General features: G+C 39.2%; 16 protein-coding genes and 1 pseudogene. 11 read left to right on the top strand and 6 right to left on the bottom strand.

The genetic code is table 11. The features are described from left to right. From BZK24_RS02410 to BZK24_RS02440, 7 genes are all read left to right on the top strand, one after another. On the top strand, positions 1-408 hold a 408-nt coding region (locus BZK24_RS02410; RefSeq protein ID WP_143424365.1), incomplete at its 5' end, for a uridine monophosphate kinase. A gap of 41 nt (positions 409-449) precedes the next feature. Beyond that, the gene (locus BZK24_RS02415) at positions 450-674 is read left to right on the top strand and encodes a DNA-directed RNA polymerase subunit omega (RefSeq protein WP_000712202.1); all 225 of its coding nucleotides are present in this window, start codon (positions 450-452) and stop codon (positions 672-674) included. Next, the gene (locus tag BZK24_RS02420) at positions 661-2988 is read left to right on the top strand and encodes a RelA/SpoT family protein (protein ID WP_077656456.1); all 2328 of its coding nucleotides are present in this window, start codon (positions 661-663) and stop codon (positions 2986-2988) included. Before BZK24_RS02415 ends, BZK24_RS02420 begins: the two co-directional genes overlap by 14 nt. A 23-nt stretch (positions 2989-3011) precedes the next feature. Next, on the top strand, positions 3012-4220 hold the full coding sequence (gene tyrS, locus BZK24_RS02425; RefSeq protein ID WP_077656457.1) for a tyrosine--tRNA ligase: 1209 nt from the start codon (positions 3012-3014) through the stop codon (positions 4218-4220). Positions 4221-4236: 16 nt separating this feature from the next. Then, entirely contained in the window at positions 4237-5328 is a 1092-nt protein-coding gene (fabX, locus tag BZK24_RS02430; RefSeq protein ID WP_000255243.1) for a decanoate oxidase/trans-2-decenoyl-[acyl-carrier protein] isomerase FabX, read from the top strand. 6 nt (positions 5329-5334) lie between these two features. Beyond that, positions 5335-6696 (top strand): N-acetylmuramoyl-L-alanine amidase family protein, encoded by a 1362-nt coding sequence (locus BZK24_RS02435; RefSeq protein ID WP_077656458.1) that lies wholly within the window; start codon positions 5335-5337, stop codon positions 6694-6696. A 7-nt stretch (positions 6697-6703) separates the two neighbouring features. Continuing rightward, positions 6704-7441, top strand: coding sequence for a hypothetical protein (locus BZK24_RS02440; RefSeq protein WP_077367569.1), 738 nt, complete (start codon positions 6704-6706; stop codon positions 7439-7441). A 90-nt stretch (positions 7442-7531) separates the two neighbouring features. Here BZK24_RS02440 and flhB read toward each other — a convergent pair whose 3' ends face one another. Beyond that, the gene (gene flhB / locus BZK24_RS02445) at positions 7532-8608 is read right to left on the bottom strand and encodes a flagellar biosynthesis protein FlhB (protein ID WP_077656459.1); all 1077 of its coding nucleotides are present in this window, start codon (positions 8606-8608) and stop codon (positions 7532-7534) included. After that, a complete protein-coding gene (mobA, locus tag BZK24_RS02450; RefSeq protein WP_077656460.1) occupies positions 8601-9206 on the bottom strand; it encodes a molybdenum cofactor guanylyltransferase MobA in 606 nt (201 codons plus the stop codon). The genes flhB and mobA overlap by 8 nt, the downstream gene beginning before the upstream one ends. A gap of 85 nt (positions 9207-9291) precedes the next feature. Between mobA and moaA the strand changes: the two genes are divergently transcribed. Then, positions 9292-10257, top strand: coding sequence for a GTP 3',8-cyclase MoaA (gene moaA, locus BZK24_RS02455; RefSeq protein ID WP_077656461.1), 966 nt, complete (start codon positions 9292-9294; stop codon positions 10255-10257). Between the two features lie 245 nt (positions 10258-10502). Continuing rightward, positions 10503-11862, top strand: a pseudogene (locus BZK24_RS09475) (YkgJ family cysteine cluster protein). Between the two features lie 8 nt (positions 11863-11870). On the opposite strand, the gene ftsY reads toward BZK24_RS09475, so the two are convergent. Together ftsY and BZK24_RS02475 are read right to left on the bottom strand one after the other, a co-directional pair. Next, positions 11871-12752: a signal recognition particle-docking protein FtsY gene (ftsY, locus tag BZK24_RS02470; protein WP_077656462.1), complete on the bottom strand. Its 882-nt coding sequence runs from the start codon at positions 12750-12752 to the stop codon at positions 11871-11873. Between the two features lie 6 nt (positions 12753-12758). Next, entirely contained in the window at positions 12759-13316 is a 558-nt protein-coding gene (locus tag BZK24_RS02475) for a hypothetical protein (protein ID WP_077656463.1), read from the bottom strand. 97 nt (positions 13317-13413) lie between these two features. On the opposite strand from BZK24_RS02475, the gene BZK24_RS02480 reads away from it, so the two are divergent. Together BZK24_RS02480 and rny are read left to right on the top strand one after the other, a co-directional pair. Beyond that, positions 13414-14088 (top strand): 5-formyltetrahydrofolate cyclo-ligase, encoded by a 675-nt coding sequence (locus BZK24_RS02480; RefSeq protein WP_077656464.1) that lies wholly within the window; start codon positions 13414-13416, stop codon positions 14086-14088. Continuing rightward, a complete protein-coding gene (gene rny / locus BZK24_RS02485; RefSeq protein ID WP_242423410.1) occupies positions 14066-15577 on the top strand; it encodes a ribonuclease Y in 1512 nt (503 codons plus the stop codon). The genes BZK24_RS02480 and rny overlap by 23 nt, the downstream gene beginning before the upstream one ends. Here the strand turns inward: rny and BZK24_RS02490 are convergent, their stop codons facing one another. Together BZK24_RS02490 and BZK24_RS02495 are read right to left on the bottom strand one after the other, a co-directional pair. After that, complete coding sequence (locus BZK24_RS02490; protein ID WP_242423411.1) at positions 15578-16894, bottom strand: MATE family efflux transporter; 1317 nt, start codon at positions 16892-16894, stop codon at positions 15578-15580. Next, positions 16894-18207, bottom strand: a complete 1314-nt coding sequence (locus BZK24_RS02495; RefSeq protein WP_077656466.1) for a Na+/H+ antiporter family protein — start codon at positions 18205-18207, stop codon at positions 16894-16896. The genes BZK24_RS02490 and BZK24_RS02495 overlap by 1 nt, the downstream gene beginning before the upstream one ends. Positions 18208-18306: the final 99 nt, after the last annotated feature.

Genomic DNA, 18306 nt, shown 5'->3' on the forward strand with positions numbered 1-18306 from the left:
GCCATTGAAATTAAAGAGATTTGTGAAAGTTATATTTATAGGAAAGCGATCAGGCATTTAGAAAAGGGTAGGGTGGTGATTTTTGGCGCTGGCACGGGAAACCCGTTTTTCACCACCGATACAGCCGCCACTTTAAGAGCGATTGAAATTGGATCGGATTTAATCATTAAAGCGACTAAAGTGGATGGCATTTATGATAAAGACCCTAACAAATTCAAAGACGCTAAAAAATTAGACACTTTAAGCTATAACGATGCCTTGATAGGGGATATTGAAGTGATGGACGATACCGCTATTTCTTTAGCTAAAGACAATAAGCTCCCCATTGTGGTGTGTAACATGTTTAAAAAAGGGAATTTGTTGCAAGTGATCAAGCACCAACAAGGCGTGTTTTCTATGGTAAAATAAGCCCTTTAACATTGGATAGAACTCAAAATAAAAGGATCATTTTGAAAAAAGAGAGAACAGAGAGTTTAGTCGCTCAAGCCTTAAAAAATATTGGGAACGACCGCTACATGCTAGATAATTTGGTTTTCGCTCGGGTGAAGCAACTAAACGCTGGAGCCAAAACTTTAGTGAATATGGACCCTAAGCGTCATAAATTAGTGGATATTGCTATTAGAGAAATCGCTGAAGGGAAAATTGATATAGACAGGATAGATGAACGAAATTGATAAATCCGTTGATATCGGATTCTTACGGATTTTGGATGTTATCAAAAAAGTTACGACCCCAAAGGGTGGCATTGAAGTTTTAAGGACTTTAATTGATTTCACGCCCAAGATTGAAAACGCCCTAAATTTAGCGACCAAAAGCCATAAGGGGCAATACCGAAAGAGCGGCGAGCCTTATATTGTCCATCCTATTTGCGTGGCAAGCGTGGTGGCGTTTTGTGGGGGCGATGAAGCGATGGTGTGCGCTGCGCTTTTGCATGATGTGGTAGAAGACACGCCTTGTGAGATTGAAACGATTGAGCGAGAATTCGGGCAAGATGTGGCCAATTTAGTGGATGCGCTCACTAAAATCACTGAAATCAGGAAAGAAGAATTAGGCGTGAGCTCTCAAGATCCCAGAATGGTGGTTTCAGCGCTCACTTTTAGAAAGATTTTAATTAGCGCGATACAAGATCCAAGAGCCTTAGTGGTAAAGATTAGCGACAGGTTGCACAACATGCTCACCTTAGACGCCTTGCCTCATGACAAGCAAGTGCGTATTTCTAAAGAAACTCTAGCGGTGTATGCCCCCATAGCGAGCCGATTGGGCATGTCTTCAATCAAAAATGAATTAGAAGACAAGAGCTTTTATTATACTTATCCAGAAGAATATAAAAATATCAAGGAATATTTGCACAAAAACAAGCAGTCTTTGCTCTTAAAACTCAACGCTTTTGCGAGCAAGTTAGAAAAAAAACTTTTTGATAGCGGGTTTAGCCATTCAGATTTCAAACTCGTTACAAGGGTGAAACGCCCTTATTCTATCTATCTTAAGATGCAACGGAAGGGCGCGGTCAATATTGATGAAATTTTAGACTTGTTAGCCATTAGGATTTTGTTGAAAAACCCGATTGATTGCTATAAAGTTTTAGGGATTATCCATTTGAATTTCAAACCCATTGTCTCTCGTTTTAAAGATTACATCGCTTTGCCCAAAGAAAATGGCTATAAGACGATACACACGACCATTTTTGATGAATCTTCTGTTTATGAAGTGCAGATCCGCACCTTTGATATGCACATGGGGGCGGAGTATGGTAATTCAGCCCACTGGAAGTATAAAGCCGGGGGCGTGGATCATGAAGATCACCATGAGGGCATGCGGTGGTTGCAAAATTTTAAATACCATGACAGCGATTTGAAAAACGACCCTAAAGAATTTTACGAACTCGCTAAGAACGATTTGTATCGTGAAGATATTGTCGTTTTTTCGCCTCATGGGGACACTTACACCTTACCGGTGGGCGCGATCGCGTTAGATTTTGCTTACATGGTGCATAGCGATTTGGGCGATAAAGCCACGGACGCTTATATCAATAGTAAAAAAGCCTTACTCAATCAGGAATTAAGGAGTGGGGATGTGGTTAAAATCGTTAAAGGCGATAAAATAATACCTCGTTTCATTTGGATGGATCAGCTTAAAACTTCTAAGGCTAAAAACCACTTGCGCATCCAAAGAAGAAACCGCTTGAAAGAAATTGACACTAAAAGCATGATTAATATCTTAGCGACTTTTTTTGGGCGATCTGTTTTTGAAGACATGGATTTAAAAGATTATAAAAACTTTGAAGAAAAATTAACAGATTGCGGGGTGGAGACCACTTTAACAGAAGCGATGAAAAGCTTTGAGAATTTAGCCAAACTCACTGAAGAAATTGAAAATAAGGTGTTTTCTTTAAAAGAAGATGCGATTTTAGAATACCAAGAGATGAGCTTATGGACTCGAGGTTTAAGGTATTTGGGTTTTAAAACCAATGTCTTGAATTTTTTAGCCCCCAATCGGCAGTGGCAGTGTAAGGAATTAGAACATTTCAGCGTTTGTTCAAGCAACGCTTTAGAAATCAAACAGGTGTTGTTGAATGATTGTTGTTACCCTAAATATGGCGATGAAATCATTGCGATTGTAACGGATTTGAAAGATCCAAAGGCGGTTGTGCACCATAAATTTTGCAAAAAAGCGATGGCGGAAGTGGATGCTAAAGCGCCTATGGTTTATATAGAATGGCACAAGCGGGATCGAACGATTTATAAAATGATGTTTTATTTGGGCGAAAAAAAGTCGGTTTTAGCGAGTTTATTGACTTTTTTAAACAGGAATGAATGCAATATTGTGGGCGTGTCTTACTTAGGCTATAAAGACAAGTATTCTAGCCATTGCGAAGTGAGTTTTGAAATAGCCACGGATAAGGCGGATTGGATCAGAGCCTTAATCAATCGCAAATATCAGGATAGGATTGTAGAATTATCCAATCTAGATGACGCTTATGAGTCATAATAAGCCCTAATTAAGGAATAAACATGGAACAAAAAATCAGTATCGCCTTAAAAGAGATCAAAAGAGGCGCTAATGAAATCATTGGATTAGAATACATTGAAAAGCTGGTGAGAAAATATTATGAAACCAATGAACGCTTTATCGTTAAGGCCGGTTTTGATCCTACCGCTCCCGATTTGCATTTAGGGCATACGGTATTGATCCAAAAATTGGCTTTGTTGCAACAATATGGGGCTAGGGTTAAGTTTTTGATTGGGGATTTTACCGCTATGATAGGCGATCCTACAGGGAAAAATGAAACGAGAAAACCCCTAAACCGGGAGCAAGTCTTAGAAAACGCTAAAACTTATGAAGAGCAAATCTATAAAATTTTAGATCAACAACACACCGAAGTGTGCTTTAATTCCACTTGGTTGGATACTTTAGGCGCAAAGGGCATGATAGAATTGTGCGCGAAGTTTTCAGTCGCTAGAATGCTAGAAAGGGACGATTTTGCTAAACGCTATAAAGAAAACCGCCCCATTAGCATCGTGGAATTTTTATACCCTTTGTTGCAAGGCTATGATTCAGTGGCGATGGGTGCGGATATTGAGCTTGGGGGCAATGATCAAAAGTTTAATTTGCTGGTGGGGCGTTTTTTGCAACGGGCTTACGGCTTGAATAAAGAGCAATCTATTATTACCATGCCTTTATTAGAGGGGCTTGATGGGGTGCAAAAAATGAGTAAAAGCTTGGGGAATTATGTGGGGATCACTGAAGAGCCTAACGCGATGTTTGGGAAGATCATGAGCGTGAGCGATGATCTCATGTGGCGCTATTATATCCTTTTGAGCGCTAAGACTTTAGAAGAAATTGAAGACTTAAAACATGGTATTTTAAACCAAACCTTGCACCCTAAAGCCGTTAAAGAGGATCTCGCTGGTGAAATCGTGGCTCGTTATTATAACAATGATCAAGCCTTCAAGGCGAAAGAGCAATTTTCTAAAGTGTTTAGCGCAAACCTTTTGCCCGAAATTTTATTAGAGAGCGATTTTGATGAGGGGGTTGGGATTTTAGATGTTTTAAAACAGATTGGCTTTTGCCCATCCACTTCACAAGCCAGGCGTGATATTCAAGGGGGAGGGGTAAAGATTAATCAAGAAGTGGTAAAAGATGAGAGTTATCGTTTTGTTAAAGGAAATTATGTTATACAGCTTGGTAAGAAAAGATTTATGAAATTAAATATTAACTAATATTAAGGAAAGAGCTATGGTATCAACACTCAAACCGCTAAAAATCGGTAAGCACACCATAAAATTCCCTATCTTTCAAGGGGGCATGGGTGTGGGGATTAGCTGGGATGAACTAGCTGGAAATGTTGCCAAAGAAGGGGCTTTAGGAGTGATTTCAGCCGTAGGGACTGGTTATTATAAAAACATGCGTTTTGTAGAAAGGATTGTGGCTAAAAAACCCTTTGAAGCCTTGAATTTTTACTCCAAAAAAGCGTTGAATGAGATTTTTGCAAACGCTAGGAAAATTTGTGGGAACAACCCTTTAGGAGCGAATATTTTATACGCTATCAATGACTATGGCCGTGTTTTAAGGGACTCTTGTGAAGCAGGAGCGAATATCATTATTACAGGGGCTGGTTTGCCCACTAACATGCCTGAATTCGCTAAGGATTTTAGCGATGTGGCGCTCATTCCTATTATTTCTTCAGCGAAGGCTTTAAAAATCCTTTGTAAAAGATGGAGCGATCGGTATAAAAGAATCCCGGACGCATTCATTGTAGAGGGGCCTTTGAGTGGGGGGCATCAGGGTTTTAAATACGAAGATTGTTTCAAAGAAGAATTCCGATTAGAAAACTTAGTGCCTAAAGTCGTGGAAGCTTCTAAGGAATGGGGGAATATCCCTATCATCGCAGCTGGGGGGATTTGGGACAGGAAAGATATAGACACCATGTTAAGCCTTGGAGCGAGTGGGGTGCAAATGGCGACTCGTTTTTTAGGCACGAAAGAATGCGACGCTAAAGCGTATGCCGATCTTTTGCCCACGCTCAAAAAAGAAGATATTTTACTCATTAAATCGCCTGTAGGCTATCCGGCTAGGGCTATTAATACGGGGGTGATCAAACGCATTGAAGAGGGTAACGCGCCTAAAATCGCATGCGTGAGCAATTGTGTAGCGCCCTGTAATAGAGGTGAAGAAGCTAAAAAGGTGGGCTATTGTATCGCTGATGGCTTGGGGCGCAGTTATTTAGGAAACAGAGAAGAGGGGCTTTATTTTACCGGGGCTAATGGTTATAGAGTGGATAAGATTATTAGCGTGCATGAACTCATCAAAGAGCTTACAGAGGGTTAATTTGTAGTGCTTGTGAGGTTAGGGGTTGTTGCATGTCTTTTTTGGTTGCATTTTGCTTATGCTACAACCCTTAAAATTACCAACATTGTGCCTTTTGGCTCTAGCAGCGTTAAAATTCTGTTCAATCAAGAGGTTAAAAAATTCAAAGAAGTTCCGCTCAAAAATTTCAAGAGTTATTTGGAATTAGAAGCCATTTTAACCATTCCTAAAAAGCATTACCAATTTTCCAAACAATCTTTTATCACGATCGCGCAATTCAGCCCTAAATTAGCGCGAGTGGTTATCGGCTATGCTCCTAAGATGACTTATGAGATTAAAATCCTTAAAGACAAGCTCTATGTTTCTATCGTGGAGAAAAAGCCCTTAATTAGGCATCAAATGGTGTTAAAACCACCCAAACACCATGCATTAAAACACCAGACGCCAAAACCCATCCTTAAGCCCATTAAAAAAGAGGCTAAAAAGTCTAAAGAGACCAAAGAAAAAACGCCAACTAAGCATGCACATTCAAAACATGCGCATTCTCCATTGAACGAAAGGAGCGCTAAAAAAGAAATTCCTAAAAAAGAAATTCCTAAAAAAGAAATTCCTAAAAAAGAAATTCCTAAAAAAGAAGCGGAAAATGAGAGTAAGAACCAAATCTTTATAGCAGAAAAAAATGATACTTTCATCAAAACCAAACGCAAAAAACACAAAAAGATCGTTTTGGACGCTGGGCATGGGGGGAAAGATTGCGGGGCGATGAGCGCGAATTTAGTGTGTGAAAAAGACATTGTTTTAGAAGTGGTGAAGTTTTTGCATAAAGAGCTTAAAAAAAGAGGTTATAGCGTTTTATTGACAAGGGATAAGGACATTTACATTGATTTAGTGGCTCGCACGGAATTAGCCAATAAAAAAAGCGCGGATTTATTCATCTCAGTGCATGCCAATTCCATCCCTAAACGCTCCACCTCTAACGCCCATGGCATAGAGACTTATTTTTTATCCACCGCAAGGAGCGAAAGGGCTAGGAAAGTGGCTGAGCAAGAAAATAAAGACGATGTGAATTTAATGGATTATTTTTCTAAAAGTTTGTTTTTAAATTCATTGAACACGCAGCGATTGATCGTTTCTAACAAATTAGCGATTGACGTGCAATACGGCATGCTCCAAAGTGTCCGCAAAAATTACCCTGATGTGGTGGATGGGGGTGTTAGGGAGGGGCCTTTTTGGGTGTTAGCCGGGGCTTTAATGCCTTCAATTTTAATAGAAATTGGTTATAATTCCCATGCGATAGAATCTAAACGCATCCAAAGCAAACCGTATCAAAAAATCTTGGCTAAGGGCATTGCTGATGGCATTGATAGTTTCTTCAGCAAGAATGATTAGGCTATAGATGAATTTTTACCAAAAGATATACACGCATAAAGTCGTTTTTTCTTCATTGTTTTTTTTGTTGTTTTTGTTCAACGTGGAAACTTTGTTGTTTTCGCATTTCAGCGATGATTTTTCGCAATTGTTTTTTTTGTTTGAAAACCATGTTTATGATTTCATTATCAAATTAGATTACTTGGGGCTGATAGGCGTTTCTTCAATTTATTTGCTTGCACTTATTCTAAAGCCTTTCACTCTCACGCGCCAAAAATGCGCTTGTATAGGGATATTATGCCTTTCTTTTTACGCTTGGAATTTTCCTATTAAAAATTCTTCAATAGCGCTTTATGTTTTCTATTTTGCGCTGTTAGGGACTTTATTGTGGCGTTTTTTAGGGGCTAGCATGAAGCAATCTTTCTTGCCCTCTATGAATATTTGCGTCGTGTGGGTTTTTGCTTCTTCTTTACAGAGCTTTAGATTTTTAAGCGTGTCTGATTGCGTGGATTTTTCGCTTTTTATACTCGCTCTTATTTTATTGATACTGGTTTTAATCTATCACAAACGCCTTTTTGGGCTGTATGAATACGCTAACACGCTTATTTTGATCGTGGGGCTTTGTGTGGTGGTGCTGTGTTCTAGCATGTTCATTCAAACTAAAGAATACTATGGCATGCGATTGGGTTTTTATTTTTTAGGCTTGTTAGGGTGGCTTTTAGAATACATCCATAACACTTTAAGGCGTTTGGAGCATAAGATTTAAAGCTTTCATCAATAGGGATTGTTAAAGTTTTTTGGTTGAGTGTCCTTGATTGAGTGTCTTTTTGGGGCTTAAAAGCGGGTTTAAAAAATCTTAAAGAGGTTTAATGATCTTTTGTTTTTGGCGTTCTTGCTCTAATTTGGCCACTTGAGCAAAGACTATCGCCACGGCTTCAAACAATTCTTCTGGTATAGTAGCGTTTAATTTCACATCTCTATAAAGCTCTCTAGCGAGCGTTTTATTTTCTATAATTTCTATATCATGCTCTCTGGCGATACCCTTAATCCTGATGGCTAAATAATCCGTGCCTTTAGCCACTACCACAGGCACAGGGTGTTCTTCATCAAATTTGAGAGCGACGGCGTAATGGGTGGGGTTAGTCACCACGACATTGGCTTTAGGGATTTCTTGCATCATTTTATTCGTGGCGTTTTTTACCATCATCTGGCGGATTTTGGCTTTGATTTCTGGGTTTCCTTCTTGCTGTTTGTATTCGTCCTTAACTTCTTGCTTGGTCATTTTTAAAGAGTTGGTGTATTGGCGGCGCTTGATGACTAAATCTATAAAAGCCAAGACAAAAAATAAAAATAAAAGCGAAGAAATGAGTAATAACGCCTTATTTTTAAACCACAACAACTGGCCTTGCAAATTCAAAAGAGCCGCATGGTTTAATTCCCCTAAAAACAAAGAAAAGATGAAAAACCCTAGGAAAAAAGCTAAAAAAACTTTTAAAGTGATCAAACTCCCATCAAGGAGTTTTTTTAAAGAAAAAAGGTTTTTGACGCCATTGATAGGGTTGATTTTAGAAAATTTAGGCTCAATGACTTTAGGGGCAAAGAGCCAGCCAAATTGCAAGACATTAGATAAAAACGCCACCACCATTAAAATGATTAAAATCGGTAAAAGCAATAAAAAAGTGTCTTTAGCCAGCTGGTTAAACAGCTCTTGAACGCTTTCTTTGCTAAAATCTAGGGAAAAATCTTTCAACACATGGCGATACATCTCGCTAAAGCCATCCACCCACCATATAAAGAAAACAAAAATACTCACTAGCCCAGCCAATAACCCCAAAACCCCCACCACTTCCATGCTCTTAGGCACATTGCCTTCTTCTCTGGCTTTTTGGATTTTTTTTGCGCTAGGGAGTTCGGTTTTTTCTTCTTCAGCCATTTGATCCCTCTTTTAAAATTTGAACGGCTAATTCATAGTCTTTTAGGGTGTTGAGATTTAAAAATTCTTCTTCTTTGTCAAAATGGATAGCGACTGAAGAGGCATTTTTGATAAGATCGCTCAAGCGATAATTTTGCGTTTTAAGGGCGTAATTAAGGGCGTTAAGGATGCTTTGATGCCACAAAGAAATCAAATAATGTTCTTTTGTAGGGCTTTTAGCATAGACTACGCTAAAGTTTTGAATCCCACAAAGAACCTTGATGCTTTCAAAGGACACTAAAGGCGCATCTATGGCGATAAAAAAAATATAAGGGGTTTGTAGCGTTAAAAAAGCGTTATGAATGCCAAAAAGGGGTGAAAAAAGATCGCTCTCTTTTTCTAAAAGGTAGGGAGTGTTTAATTCATACGATTTTTTAGCGCTGATAATGACTTTTTTGAAAAGTTTTAAAAGGCGTGTGTATTGGTATTCTAAAAGGCTAGAATACGATTTTAAAGGCATGAGAGCCTTATTGATTGGAACGTCATTGATGATGAAACGAGAGCTTTTGCCCCCAGCTAATAAAACGCAAGGAATGTTATCAATGATAGGGTTTTTCAAAAGTTCTATCCATTTTGATGTTGTTAAGTTATTGTTTATCATGTTACACTAAAAGCTTAAATAAAGAGCATAAGGGACAAAGGGAGTGTTAGTAGATAGTTTTAATAGGGTTATTGACTATATTAGGGTTTCTGTAACCAAACAATGTAATTTCAGGTGCCAGTATTGCATGCCTGCTACGCCATTAGATTTTTTTGATGGTGAAGAATTATTGCCTTTGGATAATGTTTTAGAATTTCTTAAAATCGCTATTGATGAGGGCGTTAAAAAAATCAGAATCACGGGTGGTGAGCCATTGTTACGCAAGGGTTTAGACGAGTTTATCGCTAAATTGCACGCTTACAATAAGGAAGTGGCGTTAGTTTTAAGCACTAATGGTTTTTTACTCAAAAAAATGGCTAAGGGTTTAAAAGATGCTGGGTTATCACGGGTGAATGTTTCATTGGATTCTTTAAAAAGCGATAGGGTCTTAAAAATCTCTCAAAAAGACGCTCTTAAAAACACGCTAGAAGGGATTGAAGAGTCCTTAAAGGTGGGTTTAAAACTCAAATTAAACATGGTTGTGATGAAAGGCGTTAATGATGATGAAATCTTAGAGCTTTTAGAATACGCAAAAAATAGGCATATACAAATCCGCTACATTGAATTTATGGAAAATACGCATGCTAAAAGTTTGGTTAAAGGCTTGAAAGAGCGAGAAATTTTAGATTTGATCGCTCAAAAATACAAAATCATTGAAACAGAAAAACCCAAACAAGGGTCTTCTAAAATCTACACGCTAGAAAATGGCTATCAATTTGGCATCATCGCTCCGCATAGCGATGATTTTTGCCAATCTTGCAATCGTATCCGCTTGGCTTCTGATGGCAAGATTTGCCCATGTTTATACTATCAAGACGCCATAGACGCTAAAGAAGCGATCATAAATAAAGATACAAAAATGATGAAAAGGCTTTTAAAACAATCTGTCATCAATAAACCAGAAAAAAACATGTGGAATGATAAAAATAACGACACTCCCACAAGGGCGTTTTACTACACAGGGGGGTAGGGAAAATATTTATTATTTTAAACCTTTTTATTAAAAATAAGGCGGTTTATTTAGGATTTTTGGTTATAGTGGCTAGGATCAAACAATAAGGAGGTCTTTATGGAAAAAGTCCTAGCGTTTTTTAGTCCTAGCTTTTTTATCCCTAGCTTTTTTTTGGGGGGGGGGTTACTATAAGCCTACCCTGAACCTTTTAAAATCCCCAAAATCTCTCGCTTTTTTAAATCTTTCTTTTTTGGAGTTGAGTCATGAAAAAAGATCGAAAGAAAAAACAAAAATACAGCAACATTACAGATGCCACTATCATGGGTTCAACTGGCGAAGAAAGTGCACTTCATGCTAGTGCCAATAGGGAGCATCTGTCTGTCTTGGATAGATTGGAAGAGATCTCAAAAAGGAAGATAAACTCCAAGTATATTAAACAAAATATCAACCAACAGGCGGGGTATTCTGCTGAAATCAAAGAGCAAGCCCGTGTTAATGCGAATAATATCCTTGCAAAAAAAAGAAAGGATAGTGCAGTATGATGATCTTTTTAGTGAGAAAAAGGCTCAAGTTAAAAAGCTTTTCCCAAACTATGCCACGCCCAGTAAGAACCACGAACTCGTGGATTATATCAGTGTGGATGAAAAGGGGAATGTCATTCCTGGCACGGCTGTGCAGAGTAAATTTGTGGGCAGAAATGGTGAAGAGTGTTTTAAAAAACTCTTATCTAAAGACTATGAAAAATACTTTGAAAACGGTGCGAAGATGAAAATCGCTAGGAATCATTATGGGGATTTTCAAAGAGCGGTCAATACTAGGATCAAGGGCCTAGAATCTCAAATCGCTAAACAAAAGGGGCTTGGCGATTTTCAAAAAGTCGCTCATTTAGAGGAAAAACTCCAACATTGCAAAACAATCAAAGCCCATACAAGGCCTGCGAGTGCCACTAAAAGAGAGGCGATTGAAGCCAGATTGAACCCAAATCTCTCTACTGCCAAAGATGTTACCAGCATTTCGCATCAAGCAGGAATGAACGCCGCACAAACCGGTGCGTGGATAGGTGGTTGTGTCTCACTCGTAACGAATGTTTATGAATGTATCGCAAATGGCAAGGATCCTAAGAAAGCGATCAAGCACACCGCCATTGCTACCCTAAAGGGTGGAGCGCTTAGTTATGTTAGCGCATTTGCAAGCTCATCTTTGGGAGGTTTGATGCAAAGCAGCGCTAATAAAATCATCCAAAGCCTTGGCAAGGGTTCAGTGCCTGCAATGATTGTGGGTGCTTGTGTGGCAAACGCCACGATATTAGGTCGCTATTTTTCTGGAAAGATTGATAAAAACAGAGCTTCCTATTGCGGGCTTTGCTGCAAGAATATCACCGGGATTATTGAGCTTATTGGGTTTGATGTTAGCAATGGGGTGTGCAAGTTTTTGGATTTAGAAACCAATCTGTGCAAGATTTATGAATCGCGCCCGTTAATTTGCAGGATTGATGAAGCACGCAAAAAGCTTTATCCCCACATCCCACTTAAGGAGTTTTATGCCAAAAACGCAGAAGTTTGTAACGCTTTGCAAGAAGCAAACCATATGAATAAGAGCTTTAGGGTCATTCTTAAGAAATAATTTTTAATTTATTGTTCCACAAACACCGCATCAACCAAGTCTGCTATAAAGCGTTCTTCATCAAAAGCGATCAAATCGTCTTCTTTTTCGCCCATTCCTAAATAAAGAATGGGTAATTTCAACTCATACAGCACGCTTAAAATCGCTCCGCCTTTAGAAGTGCCATCAAGCTTAGTCATAATCACGCCGTCTAACGCCAAAGTCTCATGGAAAATTTTGGCTTGCGTGAGCCCAGAACTCCCTTGCGTGCCGTCTAAAATAAGGAATTTATAAAAGGGGGCGTCTTTTAAAACTTTAGAGCTGGTGCGAGCGATTTTAGAAAGCTCGTTTTTAAGGTTGGTTTGGTTGTGCAGCCTCCCGGCGGTGTCTATAAAAACTTCATCTATATTTTTAGCGATCGCGCTTTCTATGGTGTTGTAAGCTAGAGAGCTTGGATCGCTCCCTTCTTTAGCGCTAATGACTTGAATGTTAAGCTTTTCACCCCATAATTGCAGCTGTTTGACTGCGGCCGCTCTAAAAGTATCGCCTGCCCCTAAAAGCACTTTTTTATGCTGTTTTAAAGAGAGTTTGGCTAATTTAGCGATCGTTGTGGTTTTACCCGCCCCATTAACCCCCACGATTAAGTGCACTAAGGGTTTTGTGGTGATAGTCTTTAGGCGGGTTTTATCATAGTAACTTTCCCCACGCACAAAACGCAACAAAGCGACTTCCAATTGCTTGGGCGTAATTAAATCGCCTAAATGCTGTAACAAGCTCTCTATCAAATCGTATTGGATGTCAAAACTAATCAAAATTTCTTCTAATTCCTCTTTAGGAATATTTTCACGCTTTTTTTCTTTAGCCTCTTCACCCTTAATTTTATTGACAATTTTTTTGAAAAAATTAAACATGGTTTTTTAATCCTTTAAATTGGAAATATCAAATTGGAGCATTTCTGCTGGCACGATCCCCTGATACACTTTAATCAATTGGTGTTTATCATATAAGAGCATGTTAAAAGAATGGTTTAAAGCGTCATGGTTTAAATGATCAAAAAGAGCGGTATCTTTAGGGTTTAAAATCATCAAATCAGCTTGAAAGGGTGCAATAAAGTCTTTGATTGCATCGCTTGAATAGGGTTGATTGAGTAAAATAAGCACCCTCAAACGATCTTTAAAAGTTTTTTTTAAGACGTTAAAGCTGGGGGCGTAATCTTTTAAAGAATTATCTAAAGCGCTTAAAACTAATAGAGTAGGGGTGTTGGAATCCGGGCTGATATTGAGAGAATCTAAATCGCCTGTAATTTTGTATTCTTGGTTATTCAAATCCATAGCGGTGTAGGTTTTAGGGCTATCTTGTTGGGTGGTATTGTTTTGAGAATCTTGAGATTTTTGAGAATTTTTACAAGCACTAAAACCCAACAAAACAATCAAAACCAGCGCGATAAAACGCAAAAAATAAGCCTTAATTCTCATTATAAACACATCCTTAAGAATAATAAAATGGTAACTAATAACCTAAAATTATACTATAATGTAAGTCTAAAATTTAAGGATTATAACCATTAAAACGATTTTTAGAGATTTTTGTAAAGAACGCTTGAAAAGGGCTAAACCAACCAAAGATAAAGCAGTCAGGGATAAATTGGCTTGTAGGCTTTTGTTTTGGAAACTTAAAGATTATCAAAATATTTTATTGTATAGCCCGTTAGGGCATGAGCTTGACATTAGGCCTTTGATTTTGAAGTTAAGACAAAAAAATAAGCACGTGTGGTTGCCTAAAAGCATCAAAAAAGGCGCTCATTTTTCTAAAGAGGGTTTTACTATCGTGCCCTTTAGGTTGCCCTTAAGGCGTTTGGGGTGGTTTGATGAGCCGAGTTTGTCGCGCTATTATAAGCGGGAACTAGATTGCATTGTCGTGCCGATTTTAGGAATGGATACAAGCTTTAGGCGCGTGGGTTTTGGGCTAGGCATGTATGATAGGAGTTTGCCAAAATTACTCAAAAAACAACTAAAACGCCCCTTAATCGTGTTTGTGAGTAGAGAGTTAGCGATAGCTAATGGTGTTCTTACAGACGCCTATGACATTGAAGCGGATCTTTACATGAATGCTCGTATCGTTATGAAGAATAATAGAAGGAAACATTATGAGCAGCGGGTTAATTTACATTTCATTAGAAGTTTTGGTAGCGTGTTTGATTACCGCTCTAGTCATGTATTATGTGATGAAAAAGATCTATTACGCTAGAGGGCAAGCCGTTTTAAAAGGCGCTTCAGCCAAAGCCAAATTAATGGAATTTCAAGCGAAATCTTTCGTGGAAGCTGAAGAGATGCGCATGAAAAGCCAAGAATGCAAATTGCAACAGCAATATGAAAACAAGAACTTGCAACTCCAAACCCATTTTGACAAAAAAGAAGCGCATTTGAAGCATTTAGAAGCGCAACACAAAGAATTTGTAAGAGATGAAAAACGCTATTTAGAAAAGGAAAAAAAAGAGCTTGAAAAAGAACGCCAAATTTTAGAACACGAAAAAGAAAATTTCAAAAAACAGCGCGCTGTTTGTAAAGAAGCTCAAGCCAAAGCGCTAGACACGATGCTCAATTACATGGCTTACACCAAAGATGAAATTAAAAGCATGATCTTAAAGCAATTAGAAGAGGAACTAGAAGCGCAAAAAAGCGCCTTGATCAGGCGTTATGAAAAAGAAGCCAAAGAAGAGGGCAAGAAAAAATCGTATGCCATTTTAGCGGAAGCGACAGCCCGTTTTGCGGGTGATTATGCGACAGAGAATTTAACAAGCCGTATCGCTTTGCCTTGCTCAGATTATATCGGTCGTGTGATAGGCAAAGACGGGAAAAACATTGAAGCGTTTAAAAAGATTAGTGGGGTGGATATAGAATTTAGCGAAGATAGTAGCGAATTGTGCTTGTCCAGTTTCAATATTTATCGGCGTGAAGTGGCGAGCGAGACGATTAAAATTTTAATAGAAGACGGTCGTATCCAGCCTAACAGGATTGAAGAGGTTTATCACGGAGTCGCACGCAACATGGAAAAAGAACTGCTTTTTGAAGGAGAGAGCGTGGTGCTAGAATTAGAGCTTGGGGCTATGGAAGATGAGCTTAAAATTTTAATAGGCAAAATGCGTTACCGCTCTAGTTTTGGGCAAAACGCCTTACAGCATTCTAAGGAAGTCGCCCTTTTAGCCGGCTTGATTGCAGAACAGCTTGGGGGGGATAAAAAACTCGCCAGAAGAGCCGGTATTTTGCATGATATTGGTAAAGCGCTCACTCAAGAGCTTGGGAGGGATCATGTGAATTTAGGCGTTGAGGTGTGCAAGCGCCATAAAGAAGACCCGGTCGTGATCAATGCGATTTATGCCCACCATGGGCATGAAGAGATCATGAGCGTGGAGTGCGCGAGCGTGTGCGCGGCTGATGCACTTTCAGCAGGGCGTCCTGGAGCTAGGAGAAAGAGCGATGAAGAATACGCTAAACGCATGCAAGCTTTAGAAGAGATCGCGCTAGAATTTGATGGGGTGGAAAAGGCGTATGCGATGGAGAGTGGGCGAGAATTAAGAGTGATTGTCAAATCCAACCAAGTCAGGGACAATCAAGTGCCTATTATTGCCAGAAAGATCGCTAAAAGGATAGAAGAGAGTGCTCAGTATGTGGGCGAAGTGGGCGTGCAAGTGGTGCGAGAAAATCGTTTCAAAACGACCGCTACGCTCAAGCAATGATTAAGCCTTTTTCCCGCACCTTTTCCATATGCCTTTAGAAAAAACTTTATAGTAGATGAATGAGCGCAAAAAAGTTTCTGATGCGATCACTACAAAAATAAATTCCACCTTAAAATGATAGATTAAAAGCAAGTAAATAGGCATGATCCTTAACCCCCATAAGCTTAGGGTGTTAATATATAGTGAGACTTTAGAAATGCCAGCCCCCCTAAAAACTCCATCTAGCACAAAATACCCAATTAAGGGGGCTTGAGAGAGACCCACAGCGATCAAATAAGATCGCGCCACTTCCAAAACTTCTCCATCTTGAGAAAAAAGGCTCGCGAATTCTTTAGCGAATAAGACTAAAACAATCCCTAAAACCCCCATTAAACCCATAGAGATTTTTAAAATCAAATGCGCATATTCTGTGGCGATTTTTGGCTTGTTCGCTCCTAAATTTTGCCCTGTTAAAACCATCGCTGCGATCATAAACCCAAATCCGGGCATGAACGAAAAGGTTTCCACCCTGATGCCTATTTGCATGCCCGCTAACACCTTATCCCCATAGCTCGCTACAAATTTGGATAAGAGTATTAAAGAAAATAAGCTCAATAAGCGCTCAAACCCGGCCGGCCAACCCACTCTAAACATGGTTTTTAAAAAAGAAAAATGAAAGGTTATTTTAAATTTTAAAGGGATTTTTTTGATTTGTATCCAAACGCTAAGCGCGAGTAATTCCCAATAAGAGACAACCACATTCGCTAAAGCAGAGCCTACAATCCCCATTTTTTTAAAACCAAAATCCCCAAAAATCAAGGCTTGATTCAAAAAAATGCATGCTATGACCATGATGATTTTGACAATAAAGGGGGTTAGGGTATCTGAAAAACTAGCGAGTGCTGAAACTAAAACATTTTTTAAAAAAATACTCGGTAGCGCGATAACTAAGACTTCTAAATAGTCTTGCGTCAATTGGCGCGAAGGATTTTGTAATTGCATCCAATTTAAAAAAGGCTCAATCAAAAAATAAGAAACAAACAGCACGCCCAAACAAATCACAAACGCCCCTATAAAAATACTGGAAAAAGCGTGGTTGATTTGAGCAAAGTCCCTAGCTCCCACAAGCCTGGAAAGAATGGCGTTAGTGCCGGTGTATAAAATCGTATTGATGCCATAAAAAAGCATCAAAAATTGCAAGCCCACCCCTAAAGCCACAATGTGATGGTGCGAAATCTTACCCACAAAAAAAACCGAGAGCGCGACCACCAGCACATCTAAAAAAGCATTGACCCCAGAGAGTAAGGCTAAAGAAAAGATTTTCTTAACTTGATAGATTAGCCTAATAGTAACGCTCCAAGAACTCCAAAAACAATCAAAGGAAGGTTATAGACTAAAAAAGTCGGCACGCATGTGTCATAGATATGATTGTGTTGGTTGTCTGCGTTAAGCCCGCAAGTAGGCCCCATGGTGCTATCGCTAGCCGGTGAGCCTGCATCACCTAAGGCTGCGGCTATGCCGATGAGTAAAATCGTAGATTCTATGCTGAATCCTAATTTCGCACATAAAGGGACATAAAACACAGCGATGATAGGAATCGTGCCAAAAGAAGTCCCTATCCCCATAGTGATAAAAAGCCCTGCAACAAGCATCAAAAAAGCCCCTAAAAACTTCCCTTGGATTATGCTTGTGATCGCATTCACTAAGCCCTCTATCGCATGCACTTTTTGCAACACTTCTCCAAACCCGCTAGCCACTAGCATCACAAAAGCGATAAACGCCATCATTTTTACGCTATCATCCATAAGCGAGTCTGTTTCTTTAAACTTAATGCCACGCCCTAGTAAGATGATCGCTAACGCTAAAAAGGCGGCTAAAGGCATAGAATCGGTGGCTAATTGGATCACAAACGCCACGATAATCCCTATAAAAGTCAAATAGTCATGGTAGTTTAATTGAAGCGAGGCGTAATCTTCTATATTAAAAGATTTTTCTTGGTAACGCCTGGGTTTTTTGTATAGCGTTAATACGGCGGCAAGCAGTCCAACAACCATCGCTAACCCTGCTATCCACATCACTCCTGTGATTTGCGCTATGGTGGTGCTAACGCCATTGGCTTTTAATTGCTCTAAAATGGTGGTTTGAAAAATCAAGCCAAACCCTACAGGAAGCACCAAGTAGGGGGCTTGCAAGCCAAAGGTTAAAGCGCAAGCGACCGCTCTTCTATCCAATTCTAGCCGGTTCATTAAATGCAAGAGAGGGGGGATTAAAATAGGGATAAAAGCGATATGCACCGGCACTAAATTTTGCGAAAAACATGCGATGAAAGCGATCAAAAAGCAAAAAATGGATCGCTTGTAATCCATCAAGCCTATTAATTTGCTCAAAGCGACTTTAATGAGGTTGCTTTTAGCGATCGCTACCGCCAAAGCCCCTAAAAGGATGTAGCTTAAAGCGATGTTTAAATTGCCTTTCATGCCGTCTATCATTACATTAAAACTCTCTGTGATTCCAAGCCCTCCCATAAGTCCTGCTATGAGAGTCGCGCTAATCATAGAAAGCATGACATTGAGCCTTAAAAGGCTAAGAACGCACATGCAAATGATGGCCACAAAGGCAGGATTGCTCCATATAGAGCTATTTTCTAGCATTTTTGCTCCTTATTAAAATGAAAATACCGCACAAAAATGATAGAACTTTTGCGCTTGTTTAGCGCAAAAAATTACACCTACCATGTTTAATCCTTTCTA

It is taken from the genome of Helicobacter pylori (assembly GCF_001998165.1).
Taxonomy (GTDB): Bacteria; Campylobacterota; Campylobacteria; order Campylobacterales; family Helicobacteraceae; genus Helicobacter; species Helicobacter pylori_DL.

Excerpts from the sequence above, each read along its gene's own strand:
- BZK24_RS02420 (WP_077656456.1), top strand. The coding sequence starts at position 661 with ATGAACGAAATTGATAAATCCGTTGATATCGGATTCTTACGGATTTTG.
- tyrS (WP_077656457.1), top strand. The coding sequence starts at position 3,012 with ATGGAACAAAAAATCAGTATCGCCTTAAAAGAGATCAAAAGAGGCGCT.
- fabX (WP_000255243.1), top strand. The coding sequence starts at position 4,237 with ATGGTATCAACACTCAAACCGCTAAAAATCGGTAAGCACACCATAAAA.
- BZK24_RS02440 (WP_077367569.1), top strand. The coding sequence starts at position 6,704 with ATGAATTTTTACCAAAAGATATACACGCATAAAGTCGTTTTTTCTTCA.
- flhB (WP_077656459.1), bottom strand. The coding sequence starts at position 8,608 with ATGGCTGAAGAAGAAAAAACCGAACTCCCTAGCGCAAAAAAAATCCAA.
- ftsY (WP_077656462.1), bottom strand. The coding sequence starts at position 12,752 with ATGTTTAATTTTTTCAAAAAAATTGTCAATAAAATTAAGGGTGAAGAG.
- BZK24_RS02475 (WP_077656463.1), bottom strand. The coding sequence starts at position 13,316 with ATGAGAATTAAGGCTTATTTTTTGCGTTTTATCGCGCTGGTTTTGATT.
- rny (WP_242423410.1), top strand. The coding sequence starts at position 14,066 with ATGAAAAAGATCTATTACGCTAGAGGGCAAGCCGTTTTAAAAGGCGCT.
- BZK24_RS02495 (WP_077656466.1), bottom strand. The coding sequence starts at position 18,207 with ATGCTAGAAAATAGCTCTATATGGAGCAATCCTGCCTTTGTGGCCATC.